At 52.8% G+C, this 18,215-nt stretch carries 29 protein-coding genes; all 29 read right to left on the bottom strand.

Going from position 1 to position 18,215, the window contains the following annotated elements:
- Positions 1–2 precede the first annotated feature (2 nt).
- The 29 genes from EVJ32_RS09625 to EVJ32_RS09495 all read right to left on the bottom strand — a co-directional run bounded on the left by EVJ32_RS09625 (position 3) and on the right by EVJ32_RS09495 (position 18,103).
- Entirely contained in the window at positions 3–1,451 is a 1,449-nt protein-coding gene (locus EVJ32_RS09625; RefSeq protein WP_131458055.1) for a phage tail sheath family protein, read from the bottom strand.
- Entirely contained in the window at positions 1,451–1,801 is a 351-nt protein-coding gene (locus tag EVJ32_RS09620) for a hypothetical protein (RefSeq protein WP_131458054.1), read from the bottom strand. Before EVJ32_RS09620 ends, EVJ32_RS09625 begins: the two co-directional genes overlap by 1 nt.
- Entirely contained in the window at positions 1,798–2,265 is a 468-nt protein-coding gene (locus EVJ32_RS09615) for a hypothetical protein (protein ID WP_131458053.1), read from the bottom strand. Before EVJ32_RS09615 ends, EVJ32_RS09620 begins: the two co-directional genes overlap by 4 nt.
- Entirely contained in the window at positions 2,262–2,828 is a 567-nt protein-coding gene (locus EVJ32_RS09610; protein WP_131458052.1) for a phage tail protein, read from the bottom strand. Before EVJ32_RS09610 ends, EVJ32_RS09615 begins: the two co-directional genes overlap by 4 nt.
- Complete coding sequence (locus tag EVJ32_RS09605; protein WP_131458051.1) at positions 2,825–3,151, bottom strand: hypothetical protein; 327 nt, start codon at positions 3,149–3,151, stop codon at positions 2,825–2,827. Before EVJ32_RS09605 ends, EVJ32_RS09610 begins: the two co-directional genes overlap by 4 nt.
- 4 nt (positions 3,152–3,155) lie before the next feature.
- On the bottom strand, positions 3,156–3,497 hold the full coding sequence (locus tag EVJ32_RS09600) for a hypothetical protein (RefSeq protein WP_131458050.1): 342 nt from the start codon (positions 3,495–3,497) through the stop codon (positions 3,156–3,158).
- Between the two features lie 3 nt (positions 3,498–3,500).
- Positions 3,501–4,535 (bottom strand): major capsid protein, encoded by a 1,035-nt coding sequence (locus EVJ32_RS09595; protein ID WP_201740691.1) that lies wholly within the window; start codon positions 4,533–4,535, stop codon positions 3,501–3,503.
- A gap of 17 nt (positions 4,536–4,552) precedes the next feature.
- Entirely contained in the window at positions 4,553–4,924 is a 372-nt protein-coding gene (locus tag EVJ32_RS09590) for a head decoration protein (RefSeq protein ID WP_131458049.1), read from the bottom strand.
- A gap of 2 nt (positions 4,925–4,926) precedes the next feature.
- A complete protein-coding gene (locus EVJ32_RS09585) occupies positions 4,927–6,012 on the bottom strand; it encodes a head maturation protease, ClpP-related (RefSeq protein WP_131458048.1) in 1,086 nt (361 codons plus the stop codon).
- A gap of 15 nt (positions 6,013–6,027) precedes the next feature.
- Positions 6,028–7,590 carry a phage portal protein gene (locus EVJ32_RS09580; protein WP_131458047.1) on the bottom strand — a complete coding sequence of 521 codons (1,563 nt, stop codon included), beginning with the start codon at positions 7,588–7,590 and terminating at the stop codon, positions 6,028–6,030.
- A 19-nt stretch (positions 7,591–7,609) separates the two neighbouring features.
- Positions 7,610–7,846: a DUF6148 family protein gene (locus EVJ32_RS09575; protein WP_201740690.1), complete on the bottom strand. Its 237-nt coding sequence runs from the start codon at positions 7,844–7,846 to the stop codon at positions 7,610–7,612.
- Positions 7,847–9,646, bottom strand: coding sequence for a phage terminase large subunit family protein (locus EVJ32_RS09570; protein WP_131458046.1), 1,800 nt, complete (start codon positions 9,644–9,646; stop codon positions 7,847–7,849).
- Positions 9,624–10,124 carry a hypothetical protein gene (locus EVJ32_RS09565; protein ID WP_201740689.1) on the bottom strand — a complete coding sequence of 167 codons (501 nt, stop codon included), beginning with the start codon at positions 10,122–10,124 and terminating at the stop codon, positions 9,624–9,626. The genes EVJ32_RS09570 and EVJ32_RS09565 overlap by 23 nt, the downstream gene beginning before the upstream one ends.
- A gap of 259 nt (positions 10,125–10,383) precedes the next feature.
- Positions 10,384–10,512 (bottom strand): hypothetical protein, encoded by a 129-nt coding sequence (locus EVJ32_RS16455; protein WP_255569902.1) that lies wholly within the window; start codon positions 10,510–10,512, stop codon positions 10,384–10,386.
- Positions 10,513–10,828: 316 nt separating this feature from the next.
- Positions 10,829–11,314: a hypothetical protein gene (locus EVJ32_RS09560; RefSeq protein WP_131458045.1), complete on the bottom strand. Its 486-nt coding sequence runs from the start codon at positions 11,312–11,314 to the stop codon at positions 10,829–10,831.
- Positions 11,315–11,327: 13 nt separating this feature from the next.
- Entirely contained in the window at positions 11,328–11,666 is a 339-nt protein-coding gene (locus EVJ32_RS09555) for a hypothetical protein (RefSeq protein ID WP_131458044.1), read from the bottom strand.
- A 20-nt stretch (positions 11,667–11,686) separates the two neighbouring features.
- Positions 11,687–11,977: a hypothetical protein gene (locus tag EVJ32_RS09550; protein ID WP_131458043.1), complete on the bottom strand. Its 291-nt coding sequence runs from the start codon at positions 11,975–11,977 to the stop codon at positions 11,687–11,689.
- Positions 11,964–12,269: a hypothetical protein gene (locus EVJ32_RS09545; protein ID WP_131458042.1), complete on the bottom strand. Its 306-nt coding sequence runs from the start codon at positions 12,267–12,269 to the stop codon at positions 11,964–11,966. Before EVJ32_RS09545 ends, EVJ32_RS09550 begins: the two co-directional genes overlap by 14 nt.
- An 11-nt stretch (positions 12,270–12,280) precedes the next feature.
- Entirely contained in the window at positions 12,281–13,324 is a 1,044-nt protein-coding gene (locus EVJ32_RS09540) for a DNA cytosine methyltransferase (protein ID WP_131458041.1), read from the bottom strand.
- A gap of 65 nt (positions 13,325–13,389) precedes the next feature.
- Positions 13,390–13,614 carry a hypothetical protein gene (locus tag EVJ32_RS09535; protein ID WP_131458040.1) on the bottom strand — a complete coding sequence of 75 codons (225 nt, stop codon included), beginning with the start codon at positions 13,612–13,614 and terminating at the stop codon, positions 13,390–13,392.
- A complete protein-coding gene (locus EVJ32_RS09530; RefSeq protein ID WP_131458039.1) occupies positions 13,599–14,000 on the bottom strand; it encodes a YopX family protein in 402 nt (133 codons plus the stop codon). Before EVJ32_RS09530 ends, EVJ32_RS09535 begins: the two co-directional genes overlap by 16 nt.
- A complete protein-coding gene (locus EVJ32_RS16215; RefSeq protein ID WP_161568796.1) occupies positions 14,001–14,177 on the bottom strand; it encodes a hypothetical protein in 177 nt (58 codons plus the stop codon).
- A gap of 38 nt (positions 14,178–14,215) precedes the next feature.
- Complete coding sequence (locus tag EVJ32_RS09525) at positions 14,216–14,527, bottom strand: hypothetical protein (protein WP_131458038.1); 312 nt, start codon at positions 14,525–14,527, stop codon at positions 14,216–14,218.
- 313 nt (positions 14,528–14,840) lie between these two features.
- On the bottom strand, positions 14,841–15,347 hold the full coding sequence (locus tag EVJ32_RS09520; RefSeq protein WP_131458037.1) for a dUTP diphosphatase: 507 nt from the start codon (positions 15,345–15,347) through the stop codon (positions 14,841–14,843).
- A gap of 97 nt (positions 15,348–15,444) precedes the next feature.
- Positions 15,445–16,182 (bottom strand): hypothetical protein, encoded by a 738-nt coding sequence (locus EVJ32_RS09515; protein WP_131458036.1) that lies wholly within the window; start codon positions 16,180–16,182, stop codon positions 15,445–15,447.
- A 103-nt stretch (positions 16,183–16,285) separates the two neighbouring features.
- Entirely contained in the window at positions 16,286–16,693 is a 408-nt protein-coding gene (locus EVJ32_RS09510; protein WP_131458035.1) for a replication terminator protein, read from the bottom strand.
- Positions 16,694–16,696: 3 nt separating this feature from the next.
- A complete protein-coding gene (locus EVJ32_RS09505; protein ID WP_131458034.1) occupies positions 16,697–17,239 on the bottom strand; it encodes a Holliday junction resolvase RecU in 543 nt (180 codons plus the stop codon).
- The gene (locus EVJ32_RS09500; protein WP_131458033.1) at positions 17,236–17,694 is read right to left on the bottom strand and encodes an ArpU family phage packaging/lysis transcriptional regulator; all 459 of its coding nucleotides are present in this window, start codon (positions 17,692–17,694) and stop codon (positions 17,236–17,238) included. Before EVJ32_RS09500 ends, EVJ32_RS09505 begins: the two co-directional genes overlap by 4 nt.
- A 154-nt stretch (positions 17,695–17,848) precedes the next feature.
- Entirely contained in the window at positions 17,849–18,103 is a 255-nt protein-coding gene (locus EVJ32_RS09495) for a hypothetical protein (RefSeq protein WP_131458032.1), read from the bottom strand.
- Positions 18,104–18,215 lie beyond the last annotated feature (112 nt).

Raw genomic sequence — 18,215 nt, 5'->3', positions numbered from 1 at the left:
GGTCAAGCGCCTCCAAACATAGCGTTAGTCAGCATCTGAGGGTCGAATTCGAGGATGTTCTCGATGTGTTCGGCCGGAGGATAGGCTGCAATTTTTTGAATGAATGTGATTTTGCCGTTCAGGATGTCGGTCGCCGGGTTCAACTCTTGGCGAAACTCGATCTTCGCGCCGGCAAGTTGGCCACGTCCGACATATCCGTTTGCTCGAATGTTCTCGCTATCAATAATCGACTCGATGAGGCGATAGTTTGTCGGATCATCGACTTTGTCGAAATATGTGAGGATGAAGCTGTTTCCCCACCAGTTGAAGATGCGGCGGATCGAGATGAAACGATCTTTCGGATCTGTCGTATTCGGATAGGCAGCCGTGTTATTGCCCCACGTTTTCCATCCGTTCCAATTGAGCAATGTCACGATACCGTTCCCATTTAGATGGTTCGCTTCTTCTTTGTCGAGGTAGACATCACTGCCATCGGCGAGTACTGCCCCTGAAATTGCGACGGATTCATTCGAGGGTGACTTGTGAGGTACCGAGTCGTTGTCCGCATCCACCGCCGCGATTGTCGCACCCATGAGCGCGCTGTAATGCAGTTGCTTGTCTCCGATTTTGACCTTTGGCCAGAGCGCGATAGCTTGCTCGCCGTTATAGCCATTCTGATTTTTCCAAGCGAGCACCTCATCGTATGACGTGACCTGGGCCGTATCGATATCGAGAATGGCCATCGCGTTGAAACCTCCGTTGATCTTCCGCACCTTCGCCTGAAGGATGGCGGCGACTTCCGGATCGTGTGACCAACCCGGCGCGAGGACAGATCCAGTCACGACGTTGAACATCGGATAGACGTTCTTGATAAGTTCGAGGCCTTTGTATTGTTTCGCGACAGCATCGTACCCGCCGATGATGTCCGCTTTCGTCACAGCGCTCGGGTCGAGCTTGTCAAAGCTTGCTTTCAATGAGGCGTCGTCCGTGATTGTCGACGATAATTTCACGACAGACGGTTTACCATAATCGTCAAATGCGACAAGATAGTCTGTTCCCTTCACGAGTGGTGTCGCCCCGTTTGTGACGACTAATGATTCGAGCAATACGCCCTCCTCATCGATGACGCCTTGTCCGTTCGACAATGTGAATGCCTTGTCAACGATCGCCTCTTTATGGATTGCCGGGTCCAACACGTTGATGAGAACGAGTGGCGCTACACCTTTCACGTAAAACGAAGCATAAATCGACTCGCAGAGCGTGAACGACTCGAAGTTCTCGCTGTACCCGACAGCCTTAACAGCTCCCGCTAGGTTATGCACGAGGAAAGGTTTGTTGACCGTCGATCCCGGATTCTCTACGAGATGAACCGGAGCCGTTCCGACAACGATTTGAACCGCCGATTCGGCTGTGACCGGCGGCGTGAGTGATGTCGGGTTTTCAAGCAAGGTGATACCGTGTTTATATGCCATTACACTTCACTCCCTAAATGTTTTTTAACTTGTTCGAACAGGATGCTCTCTTTGCTACCCGTTCGCTTTAAAGCGATCGTCGCCTCGTTTAAGTCCTTCGTCGGGATGATGAGTCCTCCGATTGCCGGACACTCGACTCGAGCAAGCTCGAGTGATTCCGGTAACCCATTCGAGAAGACCGCGAACTGCGATACAGTTTTTAGAGGCGGCCCGATATATACGACTGTTCCTAACGGGACGATTTGTTCCGGTCCGTCCTCCGCCAAACTCGTGACGAATCCCGTCTTAGGTAGTTCCAAACGCTTCTCTTTTCGAGGTGGTTTAATGTGTTCTTTTGATTCTTCTGTCATATTAATTCCTCCACATCCATTCGGCCATGCTCCGGCACGGCCCATTGTGTCTCCATGACCCCGAAAAAATACGGGTCAAGATCTTCTTCATGTAGACGCCAGTTGATCCGTCCTGTCAGTTCGAACGTTCCACCGATGACCGGTTGGTTCTCGAAACACTCGTGCAATCTGTTCAAAATATAGACTGCGTCTCGATAACCTTGGTTATCTTCATTCTCGTCGTAAGTCCCGACAATGAACCCGACGTTTGTGACGTTCGGGTCCTCTCTCTTCTCTTTGCCGCCCTCGATCAATTTGATGATCACCATCGGATAGGGCGAGTCATCCTTCTGCTGTTTTTGCGGAAGGTTCTGCTCAAAGACGGAAAGTTTTCGGCTCTCACCTTCGGGCGCCACAAATTTTTTGTCGTCGAACAACGAAAGGACGACTTCCTTCAGCTCTGCCTGCAAGATGATGGGAATCATACACTCGCCCCCTTGCTCAGAATCCTCTTAATTTCATGATCGAGACGCTTATAAAACATGATGCGTCCGGCCTCGTACACTTCTTCTTGAACTTGTCGTCCGGATATCATCTGTGGCACAGATGGTCCGAACAAACGGCCGATCGGCAAACGCTTCTTCGTCTTCCGCTTAAACACCTTGACCCCTTGGATGTCGCCGACAAACGCTCCCGGAAGCGGCTTCTTGGGCCCTTTCTTTACTGCGACCAAAATCGGCTTTTTACGTTTGGGTTGGACTGTCCGGGGAGTGACAACGAACCGGTCTAGCGGGATGGTTCGCCCAGTGCTGAGTACGGTCGCCGACAGGTTACTACGGTTTGCCTTGCTCTTCTTGAGTGTCGGACGAACATCTTTCACCTTGATGTGATATCTCGAACGGGCTTCGACCGTAATTTGTTTCGTCATCGTCGTCATCGCCCGGTTGAGCGCTGCCGAGACGACTGTTGGAGCCCTCTTTTCAAATCCGACCAACTTGCTTTGGACATCCTTTATCATTCGATCGTTGACCGTGATCTCCGGTTTCACGAGCTATACCCCCTTATGACAATCGAATACATGTCATCATCTTCGTAGATCTTAATGATTTCATGCAGTCTTCCGCGGATACGGATACGCTGTCCTTCATAAGGTTCTTCGATAAACCCGATTCTAGGGACGTGGAAAAGGAGCTCGCCTTCGGCAAGCCCCTCCCCTTTTTCCGTCACCTTAAAGTTATACCGTTTCAGCTCATCTTCATCGATGACCACTTGATGCTCGACGCCATTGATCATGATCGGCGTCGCGAACTCATTCGGATTGAAGAACGTCCTTCCGATATCCAACTTCAATTGATCCTTGAAGAGGCTCATCACCTTACTCCTCTTCGAGCATCTCGAGGAGTTTGTCCGCCTGATCTGATTCGATGATGGCTGCAATCAACTTGCCTTTGTTGAGCGACTTGTCGACCTCGATGCCTGCCTCTTCGATGTCCTCCAACAGTTCCTTGTGTGTCCAGTTCTCGTCCAAGACCTTAGCGACGTCGACCGAATGCTCTTCCTGTTCACTAACATGAACAGGATCGAGCGTCCCTTCGATGAGTCCGAGTCCCTTGCCGACCAAGAAGTTCACGTCATCATTGCTCAACACGGCCGTCTCACCTTGTTTGAAGCGACGCCCTTTCAGGCGGGCGCCTTCTAAAAATCGCAATGTCGGCATCTATCACACCACCTTCGCGACGAACCACGAATGTACATCGTCCGGTTTAGGGAGGGGGCGTGAGCTGAGTCGCATCATGCGGACCTCATTGTCATGATCCGACCACACCTTCGGCACACGTACACCTTCGTACGTCAAGAAGTCATCTTTCTCCATCTGCGTGATTGCGCCATAGGCGAACGATCCGAGTCCGGGAGTTCCCATCATAAGATGGTCTTCCGGCACGAAGGGCTTCGCCTCGCCATCATCATCTTGGAACCACGCGTCATATGTGAGCAGGTCCAAACCGAGCGCCGACAGGCGGCCGAGGTATGTGACACCATTCCCGCGAATCTCGGGGTTCATTTGACCGATGTTCAGGTTCCGGATATCGAGAAGTTTTTGAAGTTTCTCATCATTCCGCATGGCTGCGGCCGCCTGACGACCAAGAACCGCGACTGTCGGGGCTTCTCCAGTTTTTTGCAAGACGTCGAGGCGCCATTCTTCGAGGTTTGTATAGATGTCGCCACCATGCCCCCAGCGATCAGCGAGAAGCAGCGTCTCTTTGTTCTCGAACTGATAGTCGATCTCTTGCTCGACGAACTGTTTGTTCGCGTGGTCGATGTACCCTTTTAGAACAGCACGTCCGTAGAAGAGCACCTGGGCCGCCATCCATTCCTCGCGACGCGCGATCATCGCGTTGAAGTCCTGCAAATCCTTGGCCACGATGGCCGCTTGACGTTGGGCCGGCGTCCGTGAACTGACGACCCCTTCTCCGAACGATCGTTTCGACAGGTCGTCGATGGTGATCGGACGTTGCGGCGCGATGCGCGGCGCTTTGAATTCACGCGTAGAGAAACCGTCACGCTCCATCGTCACCCCGCCGACTCGTGGCGCGACGAATGGCGCCATCTTTTGGCTCCCTTTACGGATATCAAGTAAAACCTTTTCAGTGACGAACGTTTCCGTCCGTGGGAAGAACGTGTCTTTCAAAAACGTCCGTGTCGGCGGTAATTTTTCGACCGCCTGTAAAAGCGTCATAGTCTCATAGAAGTTCATGTTTGTTGTTCCTCCAATCACATTTTGTCTTTCAAGTAGATGCCGAGTCCGCGTAAGCGACCCTCATGCACCTCTACATCATCCGACCCGCCGACGACGAGCGCCTTGCGGTTGAAGCGACCCGAGGCATACGCGACGTATGTCACCGACTCATCTGTCGTATCAATCGTGTCGGCGAGGATGCAATCTGCTTCCTGCGAACCGTCTGCAGCTGCAGAATCGACGAGGATCGCCTCGCCTGTTGCCGTCTCAATACCTAATACCGCGCCACGAACAAGGACGCCTTGTCCTTGTTTCAGGACGACCGACTTCGTGACGAAAGGAATCTTGTCGTCAAAGATCAACTCGTCGAATTTTTGTTCTCCGACATCACTCACTAGCTTGAACATATTCAGTTACCTCCTGTTCCTGCGAAGTTGCTGGCGATCAAATCCGCAGCTTCCTTCGTCTGATCATTTTTCGTATCTTCTTTCTGGTGACTTCCTGGCACATTGTTCAACGCTTCCGCGTCTTTTTTCACATTCTCGAGATAGTTGTTGCGTTGCGTCGAATCCGCCTCGGCAGCGTGATTCAGGATCTTGACCGCTAAGTCTCCGGCCGTGGCCTGCGGGTCTGCTTTCGCCTCATTGACGATGACAGAGAATTCTTCGTTCGAGATGCCACCCGGCTTCTTCAACGCGTCGATACTTTTGATTCGCTCATTCTCGTTCTTGACGCCCACTTCGACGCCCTCGTTCAACAATTGCTCGTAAAGCTCAGGGTGCTTGTTCTTCAAATCTGCGATATTCACGATATCGTCCTCCTTCGATAAATTTTCGGGATCGGGTTGTACATCCCCGTCACCCCCGGCCTTGCCTAACTTCGGACCCAACTCGTTCCGGATGCGCTCGATGACGCTCTGCGGCAATAGGCCGCCGTTCGACGCATCGAACGAGGCGACCACTTTTGGCGCCTCCTCTTCGAACATGACGGCATCGATCAGACCGACCTCTTTCGCCTTGTCCGGCGTCAGCCACGTCTCATCGGCCATCATCGCCAATAGCTCTTGATAATCAAGACCCGATTTCTTCGCATAGGCATCCGCAATCGTTCGGTCCACGCCCTGCAGGAAGTCTGAGGTATGTTTCATGTCACGATGGTCACCACCAGAGATGGCAGACGCGTTGTGAATCATCATCTGTGCCGTCGGTGACATGAGCACTCGGTCGCCGGCCATCGCGATGATGGAGGCGGCACTCGCGGCAAGCCCTACGATTTGAACCTCCACATTACCTTTATATGACTTGAGCGCCGTGTAGATCTCGGAAGCGTCAAACACGGAACCGCCTGGGCTGTTGATTTCGACCAACAGTTCTTCCGTTCCGGCATTTTCAATCTGTGAGGTCACCGACTTGGCGCTCGTATGCTCCATCCCGAACCATTCATAGATCCATGACTCGCTGTTCGAGACGATGGGCCCTTTGATTTTGATTTTCATCTATTTCACCCCCTTTCACGTTTCGTCATCCGGTTCTTCCGTGATTTCAGGAACGACCGCAGAGGACATGCCGGCATCTCGCCGTGCTTGCTCCTCGATCTTCCGGAGCTCGTGGTTTTGGAACCAGTTGCCCCCGCCCAACGCGACCGTTTCCTGCGAACGTGTCGTGAAGCCGTTGTCGACACGCAGTGACGCGGCTCTCACTTCTTTGAGTGGATCGAGTTGCCCTTGTGAAGGGCCGTTCCATTCCGCCCTTGCGTAGGCTTTCCGGATTGTCGGGTCTGTGAAGAATCCTGGCGCATCGATACGGCCTTTCGCAATCGCCTCGCTCAGGAACTCTTCATAGATTGGCTGGCAAAAACTAGACGCCATCCACTCGCGCCGCATCTTGAACATCTTCCACGCCTCGAGTAACGCTCCGCGTGACGCCGAGTAGGAAGACGTGAAATGTCCAAGAAGCACTTCGTAAGGAATCTCGAGTGCAGCTCCGATTTGTCTGCACATCGAGGTGACGAATGCATCGAAGTTCGCGTTCGGACGTCCTGGTGTCGCCTCTTGAATCTTTTCGTTCTCCCCTAGGAAGTGAACGGTTCCTGGGCCAAGCTCGTATGTTGTCTCATTGTCAGAATCGATCTCATCCTCAGATGGGATGCTTCCTAGCTCGTCCGTCTCCGTACCTGATTCCGACGTGATGAATACCGAATAGAGCGCATTCACGACTGCTGCCATGAGTTCTGCATCGGAATACCGCGCCAACTGCTTCATCGACTCGATGACCGGTGCGAGCATCGGCACGCCTCGACGTTGTTCCGGGCGCTCCAGTTCGACGAGGTGCAAGATGTTCTGTCGCCCTGTCTCAGCCCCGAACTTCTCCACTCGGATGCGCTCCAACTGGTCGAAGCCCGAGCTCGGGTGGCGGTTCGATATATGGTAGGCGACGACCTCGCCATCCTTGTCGATCTCGACCCCGTTGAATACACGCGGCGAACCGCTCAATGCGAAAGCATCGTCCGAACTGTTGATCCGGTCCGCCTCAATCAACTGGATCCGGAGATCATACGGCATGTTCGGACGCTGTTTGATTGGAAGCAAACAAAAAACATCCCCGCTCATGAGATACGAGAGGAATGCGAGTTGTTGAAGCTGATAAAAGTTGTTCATCCGTTGCAAATCGCAATGGATTGACTCTGCCCAAAGTTCGAACTCGCGTTCGGTCTTCGTCTCCCAGGCGTCCGCTTGTTCCGTCGTCATGCCCAATACTTCTGCGTCGACTTGGGCATTGAGTCTTAGCCCAGGCCCGATGACGTTCGTCCGCAGTCGCTTGAGCGCGCCTGATGCGAGTGGTGCGCCCATGAATAAGTCGCGCGATCGCTCTCGTAACTTTGGAATGTTCTTTTCAATGTCTTCGAGCGCCGAACCGGATTCAGTGATCCATCCGGCCATGCTCGATTTCTTTCCATTGGCGCCGTGTTTTCCGTACCCGCTCTCGTTCAGGACGTTCGTCAATAAACGTGACCGCTGTCGTCTCAACGCCATACCGGGCGCGACATACGAAATTGCCTTATCAATGATGTTCATTCAAGTGCCATCCTCCTTCCTAAAAATCTCGAGGGATGATCCGCGCTGAACGGCGACGTTTCTTTCCGCTCATCGCTCTCACTCGGTTCTCCCAATAACTGATCTGTTGTTTGATATCTTTGATGTTCGCCCGGGTCAATGTCCGGTTCCCGATTGTATAACTCTGACCTGTCGAGACCGCGATCTCTGCTTGATACCAGGCATCGAGATGCGTCTTCGCGCGTTCGAGTGTCATCACGCCTACTCCTGCTTCCAATCACTTCACTCCTTTCGACGATGTCCGCCGTTTTTTCTTCTTCCTGACACCGCCTCCGATTGCATACTCTTTGTCCGAGCTCAAATCGGGATTGAGGATCTCGAGCGCTGCCGTGTTATACACTCGTAAATCGAGTGGCTCGTTTCGGTTTCGTATCTTTTTCCAAACTTTATAGGCGACGCCTTTCTCATATTTGGTGACGAGCGCCTCTGCCGTCAGGCCAAGGAAGTAATTGGCGTCATATCCGCGACCGATGGGGAAATGGCAATAGTTCGGACCAAATTCCGGAACTCGGATGTTGGACATGACACGCGCCTTCCCTTCGGCGACACCGAGACTGACGAGCACCGCTTTGATCGGCTTTGTACGGGTATACCCCGCTACAAGGGGCGTATATTGCCCCTTCGCGTCCGAACGTCCTTTGATCGCATAGACTCGTCGATTTTCTCGGGCTTTCGTGAAGCGATAAACCTCGCCCGTGAAGTGGCCACCAGAGTCCATGCAGGTGATGGCGATGCCGAATCGTTTGCCGTCCGTTTTGGACCATGTCCGTGAGAGATACTCATCGAGCTCTTGCCATGGCTTCTCCGTTTTAAGGTCACCATGAATGACATGATATTCAATGCCCCAAGATTCACGGCCGGCTCCCCATCCGACCACCTCGATTTCGAAGCGATCATCCTGAGTGTCAACGGCTGCCGTCAGAACTTTGACTCGATCCGGTAGTTCGGCTCCATACTCTTCACGACGATTCTCGAGAGATTCTGTGTCGACCTCTTCGGTCTCTTCTTCCCACGTCTCACCGAGCGAGGTGTTGACCCATACTTTCATGGCCTCTTGCCCTTTTTTCTTGGCATCGAGAAAGTCATTGATGATTTCCTGCCATTTCTTCCATGGCGAGGCGAACTCGTTCAGATGAAAACCCCTGCTTCTCGCGTCGGGGTTACGGGCGATCCACTTACCAGGACTTCGTTTCCATTCATACTCGTCATGCAATGCCCCGCAACAGCTGCAGGACATCGAGACGCTGTCAAAATGAATCTGGGCAAACTTCAACGGTTGATATTCCCCGCACGACGGACAGGAGAGCGTCCATTCCTCCATCGTGCTGAGTTCATATTCTGTTTCGATTCGTGATGCCCCTTTGATGGTAGGCGTCGACACGAAGATTTTCTTCCGGTTATAGAAGTTGTTCGTCCGTTTCTCGGCGAGCGATAACGGGTCTCCCTCGGTACCGGCCGAGACCGGGAAGCGATCGATCTCATCGGCGAGCAAGATTCGAATCGGTCGTGATGCCAGCCCGGACGGCGCGTTCGCACCCGCCAAGACGATGTATCCGCCAGGGAACGACTTTTGGAGCGTCGTGTTCCCGGAATCACGGCTCTTGGCATCAGCGATCTTGTGTTTGATGGCCGGCGTGTCCCGAATCATCGGCGCCAGCCGTTCCTTAGAAAAAGATTGGGCGAGCGCGACCGTCGGTTGCACGACCAAGATCGGGCCCGGGTCAAAATCCACATGGTAGCCGAGCGTGTTCAAGATGAGCTCGGTCTTCCCGACCTGCGCGCTCGACATGATGACAATCTTTTCGTACTCTGGGTCGTTGACCGCATCCATGATCTCGCGCTGGTAAGGCGCGCGATCGGTACGCCACTGTCCCGGCTCCGCTGAAGACTCCGAAGAAAGTTTGCGGTAGGCATCCGCCCACTCGGACACTGTCAGATCCGGAGGCGGGGCTACCGCACTTTTGACGATGTCGCGGAATAAGGACGCGGTGTTGTTACTCTTTCGCTTTGCGGCCACGTTGCACCGGCTCTCCGTCTAACTCGGCATGAATGGAAGTGACCTCATCCTCGTCTTCTAACAACATCTTGTCCTTGCTGATATCGTAAAAGACCATCGGATCGTAATCTGACAGTTCTTCCAGTGCCTCGTACACCCCTTGCTTCAAAATGTCTTTGATTGGTGGGATTTCCGTCAAACCGACCAACTGTGGCGCGATTTTTGAAGGAATCGACAGTGTTCTGGCCCGAAATGAACCGAGCATGTCATTCATCACTCGCTTCACGTCCTCGGAACGATGCAGATCGCCTCGCATGATTTGAAGTTCGAGCTCCGTTTTCTGCCGTCTGGCACGGGTCCATTTGGCTTCCTCGGTCGTCTTGTCGAGCATCCCCTCTTCTTTCGTGTCATCCAGACGGTATTCGATGAACGAATTGACCGAAGCCGGGAGGTCGAATTGCCCGTGACCCACACGGACGAACACGCCATCCTTTGCCAACTGCTGCACCCTTCGTGTTGAAATACCAAAGATTTCGCTTATTTCGGCTGTTGTGACGGTATATGTTTTATTGTCTGAATCCTTGCGCGCCAACGGTTCGACCTCCCTTCATTCGATTATTTCCCAACAACATCAACCCGAAAGCGAAACGAACTTTTCGAGTCTGAAACTAGACTGCCGCCGGGACTCGCAGACCCGCAGGCATTTCTGTTCGCGTTCGGAGTACCTTTTACTTTTTTTGTCATGGTTGTTTCCGATTTCACTTATCCCATAGATAATTCGCCCACTTGCTCCGCTTGCGGATGCGGGTCGGGCCGGTACGTTTGTCTTTCCGCAACGGGTGGACGGTCCACTTGATCCGGAAGAAATCCGCGTCGTACTTTCTCATGTATTTCCCTCCCTCATGCCTTGTGTACATCAAGCACCAGACGAGCCATCAGGTCTATTGCGACCAAGTTCGGGGGTACTCAGCCGCTACCGAAGGGGAGGATGTGCTCGTCTGGTCGTTGATGCATACAAAAAGCCACCGAATCCGCTCGGTGGCTTGAGTGTGTCCCTACGACCTAAGGGACTATTAAGTTTGGAGTGAACGGCGAGGAGACGCGGTCACTTGCGGCGTGTGCACGCTCCTCTACACCCCAATTATCACACGCTTTTGCGGGGTCGGAGTATCAAATGCGTATCATTTCCGTATCAAAAGCGTATCATATCCGTATCATGTTTTTCGCTCGGTCGATGGTCTGACGAGCCAATGAACCGACCGGTCTCAACTCTTCGCCCTCGTCACCCTCATAGACGTCCCTGTCGTTCAGGATGGAATAGTATTCAGGGTCGGCATACTTTTCTAGGGTGGAGATCATTTTCTCTGAGGCGATATCTTTTTTCCGTGCGGTGATCGTTCCCAGCCGGAGCATCGTTTTATTCTGCTCGGCGATTACTTTATTCTGGCGGAGGATGATGTCGTTCAGGTCGACGACTGCTTTCCCATACTGTTCGAGTTCATGTTCCGCAGACTTCCAATGCACACCTATCTTCCAAATCATCACGATCGTATACGCCAGGACGCACGCGACGAGCGTGTCGAATACGTCCGGCTTGAGTTCCCCGTAACGAATCTGTTCGTACGACTGCCATACGATACCGATCACTATATAGCATACGAAGTAATACATCAGTTCTTTCCAATTCATGGCCAAACTTCTCTTAGCCTTTCCCATGTCTTGTCCCTCCGATTCGTCTGAGTGCCGGGTGGCGTTGATTTGTCTGATGAGCCCGTTCGATCTTCATCGAGTTGCCGTTTTGGTGACGGGTTGCGTTAAGGTCCAATCGCTTTGACTTCGGCGGGAGCTGGATGTATGTCGGGCGCTTGCGCTTCCTGATTCGCTCAGCTCGTTCACTTGATATGAGGAGGCGGTTGAAGGCGATACGCGCCTGCTCGATGAGTATGTTCCAAAGCCTGACGGCCGCATCCCGTAACAGCCTCGCTGCTTCCATGACTTGACGTGATATTTCCGCTATTGCATCCTTTTCGAGATCATTCATTACTTCTCACCCCTTTTTATTCAATTGGCTGTACGTGAAATAATCTGTTTCCAGTCACTACCGAGCTCATATCCCCGTCTGCGCCGGTATAGCTGATACCCGATGACGTCGATCGTGTCGCCTGCCTGGGCATCCGTGTCGTGCAGCCACTGGACGAACAGTGGGTTGACCCCGATGGACGAGGAAGGATGGTCACCCTCGAGGTGCCACTCCTTGACCGTCGTCTGTCGCGGCGGCTTCACTCCTGAACTGTAGGCCGTCTTATATTGTGCGGGCAGGAGTTTGTTGTAGTTTGGTTTATCTGCAGCCATCACTCGGACCTCCTTGATTGTCCCAAGGTGCTTTGTGAACCTCGCCTGTCGAGATTGTCTGTAGTCTCCTTAAACCTTCGCGATCGATAACCCTAACGTCGTAGTCTTTGAACATTTCGTTATTATCATCATTATCAGCGAAACCGTCGAAAATACATTCTTCCGTCTCTCTTTCATATACAGGAAATTCATAGTTCCAAGCGGTGTATATTGCGGTAACGATGTTGTTCGATTTCAACACAATGAACCTACCTTCGTCACGGTCATATGACATGAATTTAGCTTTAGCCATTTCATTCCCTCCTAACAAGTCAATCTCAGTTGTCCATTCGACTCTTCGATCAGCCCATCACTTCTCACACCATTGATTAGTTGTTCGAATATAGCTTCCAAAATTGGTACGACGATGCTGTTACCCGCTAGTGCATAAAGCGTGGAATTCCTCTTTCCTGGCTTAGAAGGGAATCGCTTTAAGACAGAATCGAAATCCTCGTCATCAAATCCCATCAGCCGCCACACTTCTCGTTCAGTGAGGTATCGATATTTTGCGTCAGTTTTAGACCTAATGACGCCAGCGTTCGGGCATCGATCTTGACGTTCGGTTATCGTCCAGCAATGACTGTCAATGACGTTCAATCTTCGTTTGTACACATCGTCCGGTTTTACAGGGTTAAATTCTTCGATCTTATTGAGCATAGATGGAATCGTAATCATGTATTGAGGTCCTGTTACGTTTTTTTCAAGGAAATCATCGATGTGCCTCATTGGTTTTTTCTCCAAACTACCGAAGTCGAAAAATCCATCTAGCATTGACACACAAAATACTCTCTCCCTCGCTTGCGGTACGCTGAAATCTCTCGCATCCAAAACTTCAAAACTATTACTGTAGCCAAGTTCGGTCATGGATTGAAGATAGTCATTAAACGCCGGAATAGTCTTCTTATCGAGAACGCCGACAACGTTTTCCCAGATAACCACTTTCGGCTTCCATTCACCCATATTGCAAATGATTTTAATCGTTTCGTGCATAAGCGAGCTCCTTGTCCCGCTTCCTCGCTCTGCTCCACGTTTTTTCATAGAATTGTTGATGTTGCTGCTATATTGGGCACGACTGTTATCTTGGCAAGGAGATCCGTGAACAAGAATATCTGGTTTTAAGTCCCAACCTATGACCGATTGTGACTTATGCTCATGGTCATATAAAGCATTGTAAGCTCGGACCCGATTTTCTTGAATCTCGACGTAATCAATAGATTTGTGATCGATACCTAAATTAACAAGAGCTTTTCGTGGCGCTCCAATCCCTCCAAAAAGTTCTAAAATCTTTATAACCGGTCTCTTATCCATTTCGCCTCTACTCCTATCTCGTTCGCTTGAAACGTTATTTGATTTCTATCACTCTCCTATGAAATTTATCGTTTCGAACATTCGTCCGATAAAAGTACCAGCTCTTCGATCTGTCGCATGTCGAGCACCTTATGCGTTCGATGGAGGGGTGAGAAACGTTTGGCGTCCGGCCTCACTTCGATTCTTCCGCTCGGGCATTCCAAGCCTTCCGCGACTACTTGTCCTTTGTAGTGAATCAATACATGGTTGCTTCGGCGTGGATGCGGGGTGATGTTTATGACTTCGTACATTCAGTCACCTCATTCCTTTTATTCAACTCTGCCCATTTTGGATTGCTGTATATGTCTCCGACCACATGGACGAATTCGTGATCTACGAATACGTTATAAGCCAGGTGGTCGCCATACATGATGCAGCCATTCGATACACGGACATGATTAATCATCGGTTTCTCCCATGGCTCATAGACGCACTTCACGACATCGCCATCATAGATGCGACGACCGTTTGAATCGTTTAGCCCTGTGAATGGCAAGAGGACGACCTCGTTTACCGGAACCCGCTCTGCCATGCCGTCATATTCAATCCCGACGGTCGCCGTTTTGAAGCTGATGCTTGTGACGTCGTACATCCACTCACGTTCGATGTGCCATGCCCTGAACGCTATATCATTCACTTATAGTCGCCCCTTTCTCTTATTCCAGCGCGTCGCCTCGATCAACGAGATAGACGTTACCATCAACACGACCATGACCAATAGATAATTGTCATCGTTCTTTAGTGCATCCATCAACAGCAACCACGTCATCACGATCAGCGACAGATGAAAGATAAACCGTTTCTCGAATGCCATCGCCAACAGCATCCCCACGATCAGAAACGTATAGATGCTCATCTACCTTTACCGATCGTCCCGTTCAGGAACGCCTTTGCTTTCTCTTGGATGGCCACGTCGAATGCCTCGTCGAAGTGCTCGATCAGTTGTCCCGTCCGAACCGGTCCGACGCCGTCCACTTTGGCGGCTGCCATTTTCATCGCGTCATGATGCATCGCTTTCGACGCCTCGAACGTGTCGAGCATCGTCTGGAACACGATCTTCTGTACCTCAGTCCCAGAGTACCGCTTGCTCAAAGCACTCTTCCGCTTCTCCTGGAACTCGCGCTCCTGCTTCCGGCGCTGTTGCCGGTTCAATTGTTGTTCCATCGTTTGATATCTCCTCTCCGCACTCACTGGTACGAATGAATCGGGCATTGCCGCCTCTCAGAATACCTAGGTTACGTCTGCATCCTATCTCGCCATCCGCGACGGTGACGAACGATCGCTCCGTCCCATCCTCGAGATAATGAACACGGAACGCCTTCCAATCCGGGCTCAACCCCATCGCCTTCGCTCCTCCCTCTGGTCGATCGATATACCGAAGAGGGTCAGGAGCGCGAAGACGGACATGCATCTCACGTCATGTAATGCGCCGTATAGGAAGCCCGCCACTCCCAACCACATCATCAGTACGCCCATATTAGTAGCCCGATGCCATCCGGGCGTAGTTCTTCTCGAGCGAGTCCTCGAACGCCGTCATGATCTCGTCCGTCGTGGCACCCAACACCTCGGCGATCTTGATCAACGAGGCGATCGATTCCTGGACCGTCCCTTTGACCGCCTTATAGACCAAATCCTCGTCCGGATAATGTTCACGGGCCGACCGGCTCACTTTCTTGTATTCGAGCTCGATGGCGAGATAACCGTATCCGACCGTCCGGGTCTTGTTCGCCATGCTCGCGACGAAGTGGAAACAGTCGGCTAGTTCCTCGATGAACCGTTCGCGGTCACGTTCTTTCGTCGTCCACCACTTCCAATCTTTCTTCAGTTCCTTGACCGCCTCATTGGCCTCGCTCGTGTAGGCGATGTCGAGCCCCTTGAGTGTCGGCTCCTTCAAATCCCGAGATTGATAGATCTGGGCATCTAGTTTTTCCTGTTCCTCGCACATGTGACGGAACAGTTCGCGTGTCAGTATCATGTTGGCCATGTCGTTTTAACCCCTTTTCCGTGTTTAAGTCGTGTATTTGGGTAAAAGAAATCCCCGAATCGTTCAGAGCCGGGGATCCAGTTGTCGGGCGTGCCGATCAGATGATGAGGATACGTTCGTTCTCGACGTCCTCGCTGAGCGCATCAGCCAGGAACTCTTTGATGTTCTCGATGGCAGCGTTACGCCATTGGCCACCGTCCGCCTCGAAGAGTGCCGCCGTCGGGCCTTCCTTCATCCGGAAGATGAACTGGCTCTCCACTTGCTCGACCTCGACGAACGTGCGATATGGCGCGAGCGTGACCGGGTTCGGTACCGCGACCTTGCCGATCGTGGCGACACCGGTCTTCGCACTGACGACTTGAGAGACGCCGTCATCTTGTAACGTCTGGACGTTCTCTTCGACGACGGATCCGCATACCTTGAGCAGGACGTCGCGGTCCTCGTTCTTCACGAAGATCGACTGCAGCTTGATGTTCATCTGTTCCATGTCCAAGAATCGTTCGAACGGATATTGCGGCAAGAGTGCCTCCGATGTGACGTAGCGGCTGCGGCGTCCTTGGTCGTTCAGACGGCCGTAGAGATGGACCGTCGTCGGGCTCTCGACATGGATGAGGTATTTGTCACCGTCATTCTCTTGGACGAAGGTCGTGTTCTCGTCGATTTCACTTGCCACATAGCGGATGAGTGACTGGAGTGAGTTGACCTTGACCGTGTTCGCCGTTGGTGCGTCTAAACGTTCGACGCTGCGGCTGACGAATGTCTGTGACTTATGGTTCACCACGTCCACTTTTCCGTGTTGTTTGATCCAGTCGAATGCGTCTTTGAGGATTGTCATAATTGTTTGCTCCCTTGTCTGTTGGATTGGTTGGTTGGTCGGTTGATCTGTTCACGCCGGACACGAGCCGGGGCGCTTGGCCCCGTTCCCGTGAACGCTGCGATTACTTCGTCTTGCGGAAGTCGATGACGGTCGATTCGGAAGCCGCGCTCGGCTCCTCGACCTTCGTGCCGTCGTCGTTGACGATCTCCCCGGATTCGATGTCGACCATGTATTGGCCCGGCATCGCCGACTTGAGCTCACGGCCGATGACCTGTCTGCCGTCGTGACCGATCATGAGTGAGGCAGAGACGGACGCCGCAGGGACCAGTGTCGATTTGACGGATGTGACGACGTCGGCGAGCTCACGGCGATTGTTCGGCTCGAGTTCGAGCGTGATCGTCACCTTGCGTTTCTTCGTCGCCTCGGTGTTCGGGTCTTGGATGTTCTCGAGCACCTTTCCGATTTCGGCGTTGACGCGTTCGAGCAGTGCCCCGTCCGCAAAGTTGTTCAGGTCGATGTGTTTGTGCATGATTTAGTCCTCCGATGTGTGTGATTTGGTTGATTTGAATGCCAGTTCCTCGGCTATCGGGTCGAGGTAGTCGAGGATGATGCCGTTCCGGCTGTAAATACGGTGCGTCTGACGCTCGCGGAACCATTCGATAGGGATAGACTTACGCTCGGTGCTGTTGCGCCACCTGAGGGCATCCTCTGCTTCCAAGAGATACGTCTCACTGTGGAGCTCGAAGTGGACGAGCAGGAATGACACCCCGCCGAAATCGAGCACGCGTCTCAGTTCCGTGTATTGTTCGTCAGACACCTTGTCGACGGACAGGTAGTTCTTCCGCGTCGACTTGGCGTCGAAGGCGATGAAGCGCCCGTCCGCGGTGCCCATGTAGTCGAGCCCGCCAGAGCGTTCGAACCAGTGCTTCTGGATGTTCCCCTTGCGGTCACGCTGGATCTTCGATTCCGGGAACGTCTTCCGGACGTGGGCGACCCGTTTCAGGCGGTATGTGTGGTTCGCCAGGTCGACCATCTGTTCGAAGCGTTGGCCGCGGTTGCGTGGGCTGATCTTCATGGCCGTCCCCCTCTCAGGTCATCCCATAGGTGGAACACGTCGGCCACCCTGCCGAGCAGGGCGTCCCGGTCGTTGAAGTAGCTCTGCCGGTTGCCGTAGCCGAGCTCTTGGATGACGATCGCGTCGGTGTTGCGCAGTCCTTTTCGGAAACGGAGGTCCCAGATGCGGACCAGTTCCGGTTGCGTCTCCTCGAGCAGTTTACGCAAGTAGACGAGTTCTGACAGTTCGGCGAGCGCATGGTCGAGTTCCTCTTTGGCGAGCACCGCTTTCTCGACGGGCGACGAGGGTGCCTTGTGGCTCTGCCCCTCGCTCGTCTGATAGCTCGGCGTCGTCGAGGTGACCAGTCGGCTCTCCAAGTGGTCGATGCGGATCGGCAGCGTGAAGAAGTTGTTCAGCTTCTGCTCGGCGATGTTCCGCGCGGTCTTCGATAGTTTTTGGTCGACGATATGGTCCATCTACCCTGCTCCTTTGTCTGCTAGATTGAAAGGCGTTTCCACCCTTGGTAGACGAGTTGTTGTGTCTCATGATGTGTGGCGTGCGGTATGTACTGATAGACAACCTGCGTACCTTCTCTTCTCGTCAGATACTGTGCTTTCGTGCCTTTGTATTTCACGACTTTCTCATGACGGGGCTTCGCGCGGCGTTCTGCTCTCGCCATCTTGTCACCACCGTCCGGAACGTCTCCCCGTCGAGCGTCCAGTCGTCCTGCTCCCGTTGCAGCAGTTCGGCCGTGGCGATGGGGCAGAGGTCGTGCTCGACATCGACCAGTTCACCCCCTTCGACGCGATGACGTGTGATGCCCTTGGACACGATGATCAGGTGCTCCGTGTCCCCCTCAGACTTGCGATAAACGATGCCACCCATGACAAGACCCCTTTCCGTGTGTGTCGACTCATTTGCGACTGGATGCGATGTAGTGCCTTGCGTTGCCGTTCCCGGCGTATCAGGTAGGCCGTCTGACCGTCGAGCGTGTCGG

This window comes from Exiguobacterium sp. SH5S4, from assembly GCF_004337045.1.
Taxonomy (GTDB): domain Bacteria; phylum Bacillota; class Bacilli; order Exiguobacteriales; family Exiguobacteriaceae; genus Exiguobacterium; species Exiguobacterium aurantiacum_A.
Note: the sequence above shows the minus strand (reverse complement) of the source record. Positions and strands in the feature narration are given on the sequence as shown.

Excerpts from the sequence above, each read along its gene's own strand:
- EVJ32_RS09550 (WP_131458043.1), bottom strand. The coding sequence starts at position 11,977 with ATGGCTGCAGATAAACCAAACTACAACAAACTCCTGCCCGCACAATAT.
- EVJ32_RS09615 (WP_131458053.1), bottom strand. The coding sequence starts at position 2,265 with ATGATTCCCATCATCTTGCAGGCAGAGCTGAAGGAAGTCGTCCTTTCG.
- EVJ32_RS09545 (WP_131458042.1), bottom strand. The coding sequence starts at position 12,269 with ATGGCTAAAGCTAAATTCATGTCATATGACCGTGACGAAGGTAGGTTC.
- EVJ32_RS16455 (WP_255569902.1), bottom strand. The coding sequence starts at position 10,512 with ATGAGAAAGTACGACGCGGATTTCTTCCGGATCAAGTGGACCGTCCAC.
- EVJ32_RS09525 (WP_131458038.1), bottom strand. The coding sequence starts at position 14,527 with ATGGAACAACAATTGAACCGGCAACAGCGCCGGAAGCAGGAGCGCGAG.
- EVJ32_RS09540 (WP_131458041.1), bottom strand. The coding sequence starts at position 13,324 with ATGGATAAGAGACCGGTTATAAAGATTTTAGAACTTTTTGGAGGGATT.
- EVJ32_RS09625 (WP_131458055.1), bottom strand. The coding sequence starts at position 1,451 with ATGGCATATAAACACGGTATCACCTTGCTTGAAAACCCGACATCACTC.
- EVJ32_RS09590 (WP_131458049.1), bottom strand. The coding sequence starts at position 4,924 with ATGTTCAAGCTAGTGAGTGATGTCGGAGAACAAAAATTCGACGAGTTG.
- EVJ32_RS09580 (WP_131458047.1), bottom strand. The coding sequence starts at position 7,590 with ATGAACATCATTGATAAGGCAATTTCGTATGTCGCGCCCGGTATGGCG.
- EVJ32_RS09585 (WP_131458048.1), bottom strand. The coding sequence starts at position 6,012 with ATGAAAATCAAAATCAAAGGGCCCATCGTCTCGAACAGCGAGTCATGG.
- EVJ32_RS09495 (WP_131458032.1), bottom strand. The coding sequence starts at position 18,103 with ATGGGTGGCATCGTTTATCGCAAGTCTGAGGGGGACACGGAGCACCTG.
- EVJ32_RS09620 (WP_131458054.1), bottom strand. The coding sequence starts at position 1,801 with ATGACAGAAGAATCAAAAGAACACATTAAACCACCTCGAAAAGAGAAG.
- EVJ32_RS09510 (WP_131458035.1), bottom strand. The coding sequence starts at position 16,693 with ATGCACAAACACATCGACCTGAACAACTTTGCGGACGGGGCACTGCTC.
- EVJ32_RS09500 (WP_131458033.1), bottom strand. The coding sequence starts at position 17,694 with ATGGACCATATCGTCGACCAAAAACTATCGAAGACCGCGCGGAACATC.
- EVJ32_RS09515 (WP_131458036.1), bottom strand. The coding sequence starts at position 16,182 with ATGACAATCCTCAAAGACGCATTCGACTGGATCAAACAACACGGAAAA.
- EVJ32_RS09505 (WP_131458034.1), bottom strand. The coding sequence starts at position 17,239 with ATGAAGATCAGCCCACGCAACCGCGGCCAACGCTTCGAACAGATGGTC.
- EVJ32_RS09595 (WP_201740691.1), bottom strand. The coding sequence starts at position 4,535 with ATGAACTTCTATGAGACTATGACGCTTTTACAGGCGGTCGAAAAATTA.
- EVJ32_RS09555 (WP_131458044.1), bottom strand. The coding sequence starts at position 11,666 with ATGAATGATCTCGAAAAGGATGCAATAGCGGAAATATCACGTCAAGTC.
- EVJ32_RS09535 (WP_131458040.1), bottom strand. The coding sequence starts at position 13,614 with ATGTACGAAGTCATAAACATCACCCCGCATCCACGCCGAAGCAACCAT.
- EVJ32_RS09600 (WP_131458050.1), bottom strand. The coding sequence starts at position 3,497 with ATGCCGACATTGCGATTTTTAGAAGGCGCCCGCCTGAAAGGGCGTCGC.
- EVJ32_RS09520 (WP_131458037.1), bottom strand. The coding sequence starts at position 15,347 with ATGGCCAACATGATACTGACACGCGAACTGTTCCGTCACATGTGCGAG.
- EVJ32_RS16215 (WP_161568796.1), bottom strand. The coding sequence starts at position 14,177 with ATGGCATTCGAGAAACGGTTTATCTTTCATCTGTCGCTGATCGTGATG.
- EVJ32_RS09605 (WP_131458051.1), bottom strand. The coding sequence starts at position 3,151 with ATGAGCCTCTTCAAGGATCAATTGAAGTTGGATATCGGAAGGACGTTC.
- EVJ32_RS09560 (WP_131458045.1), bottom strand. The coding sequence starts at position 11,314 with ATGAATTGGAAAGAACTGATGTATTACTTCGTATGCTATATAGTGATC.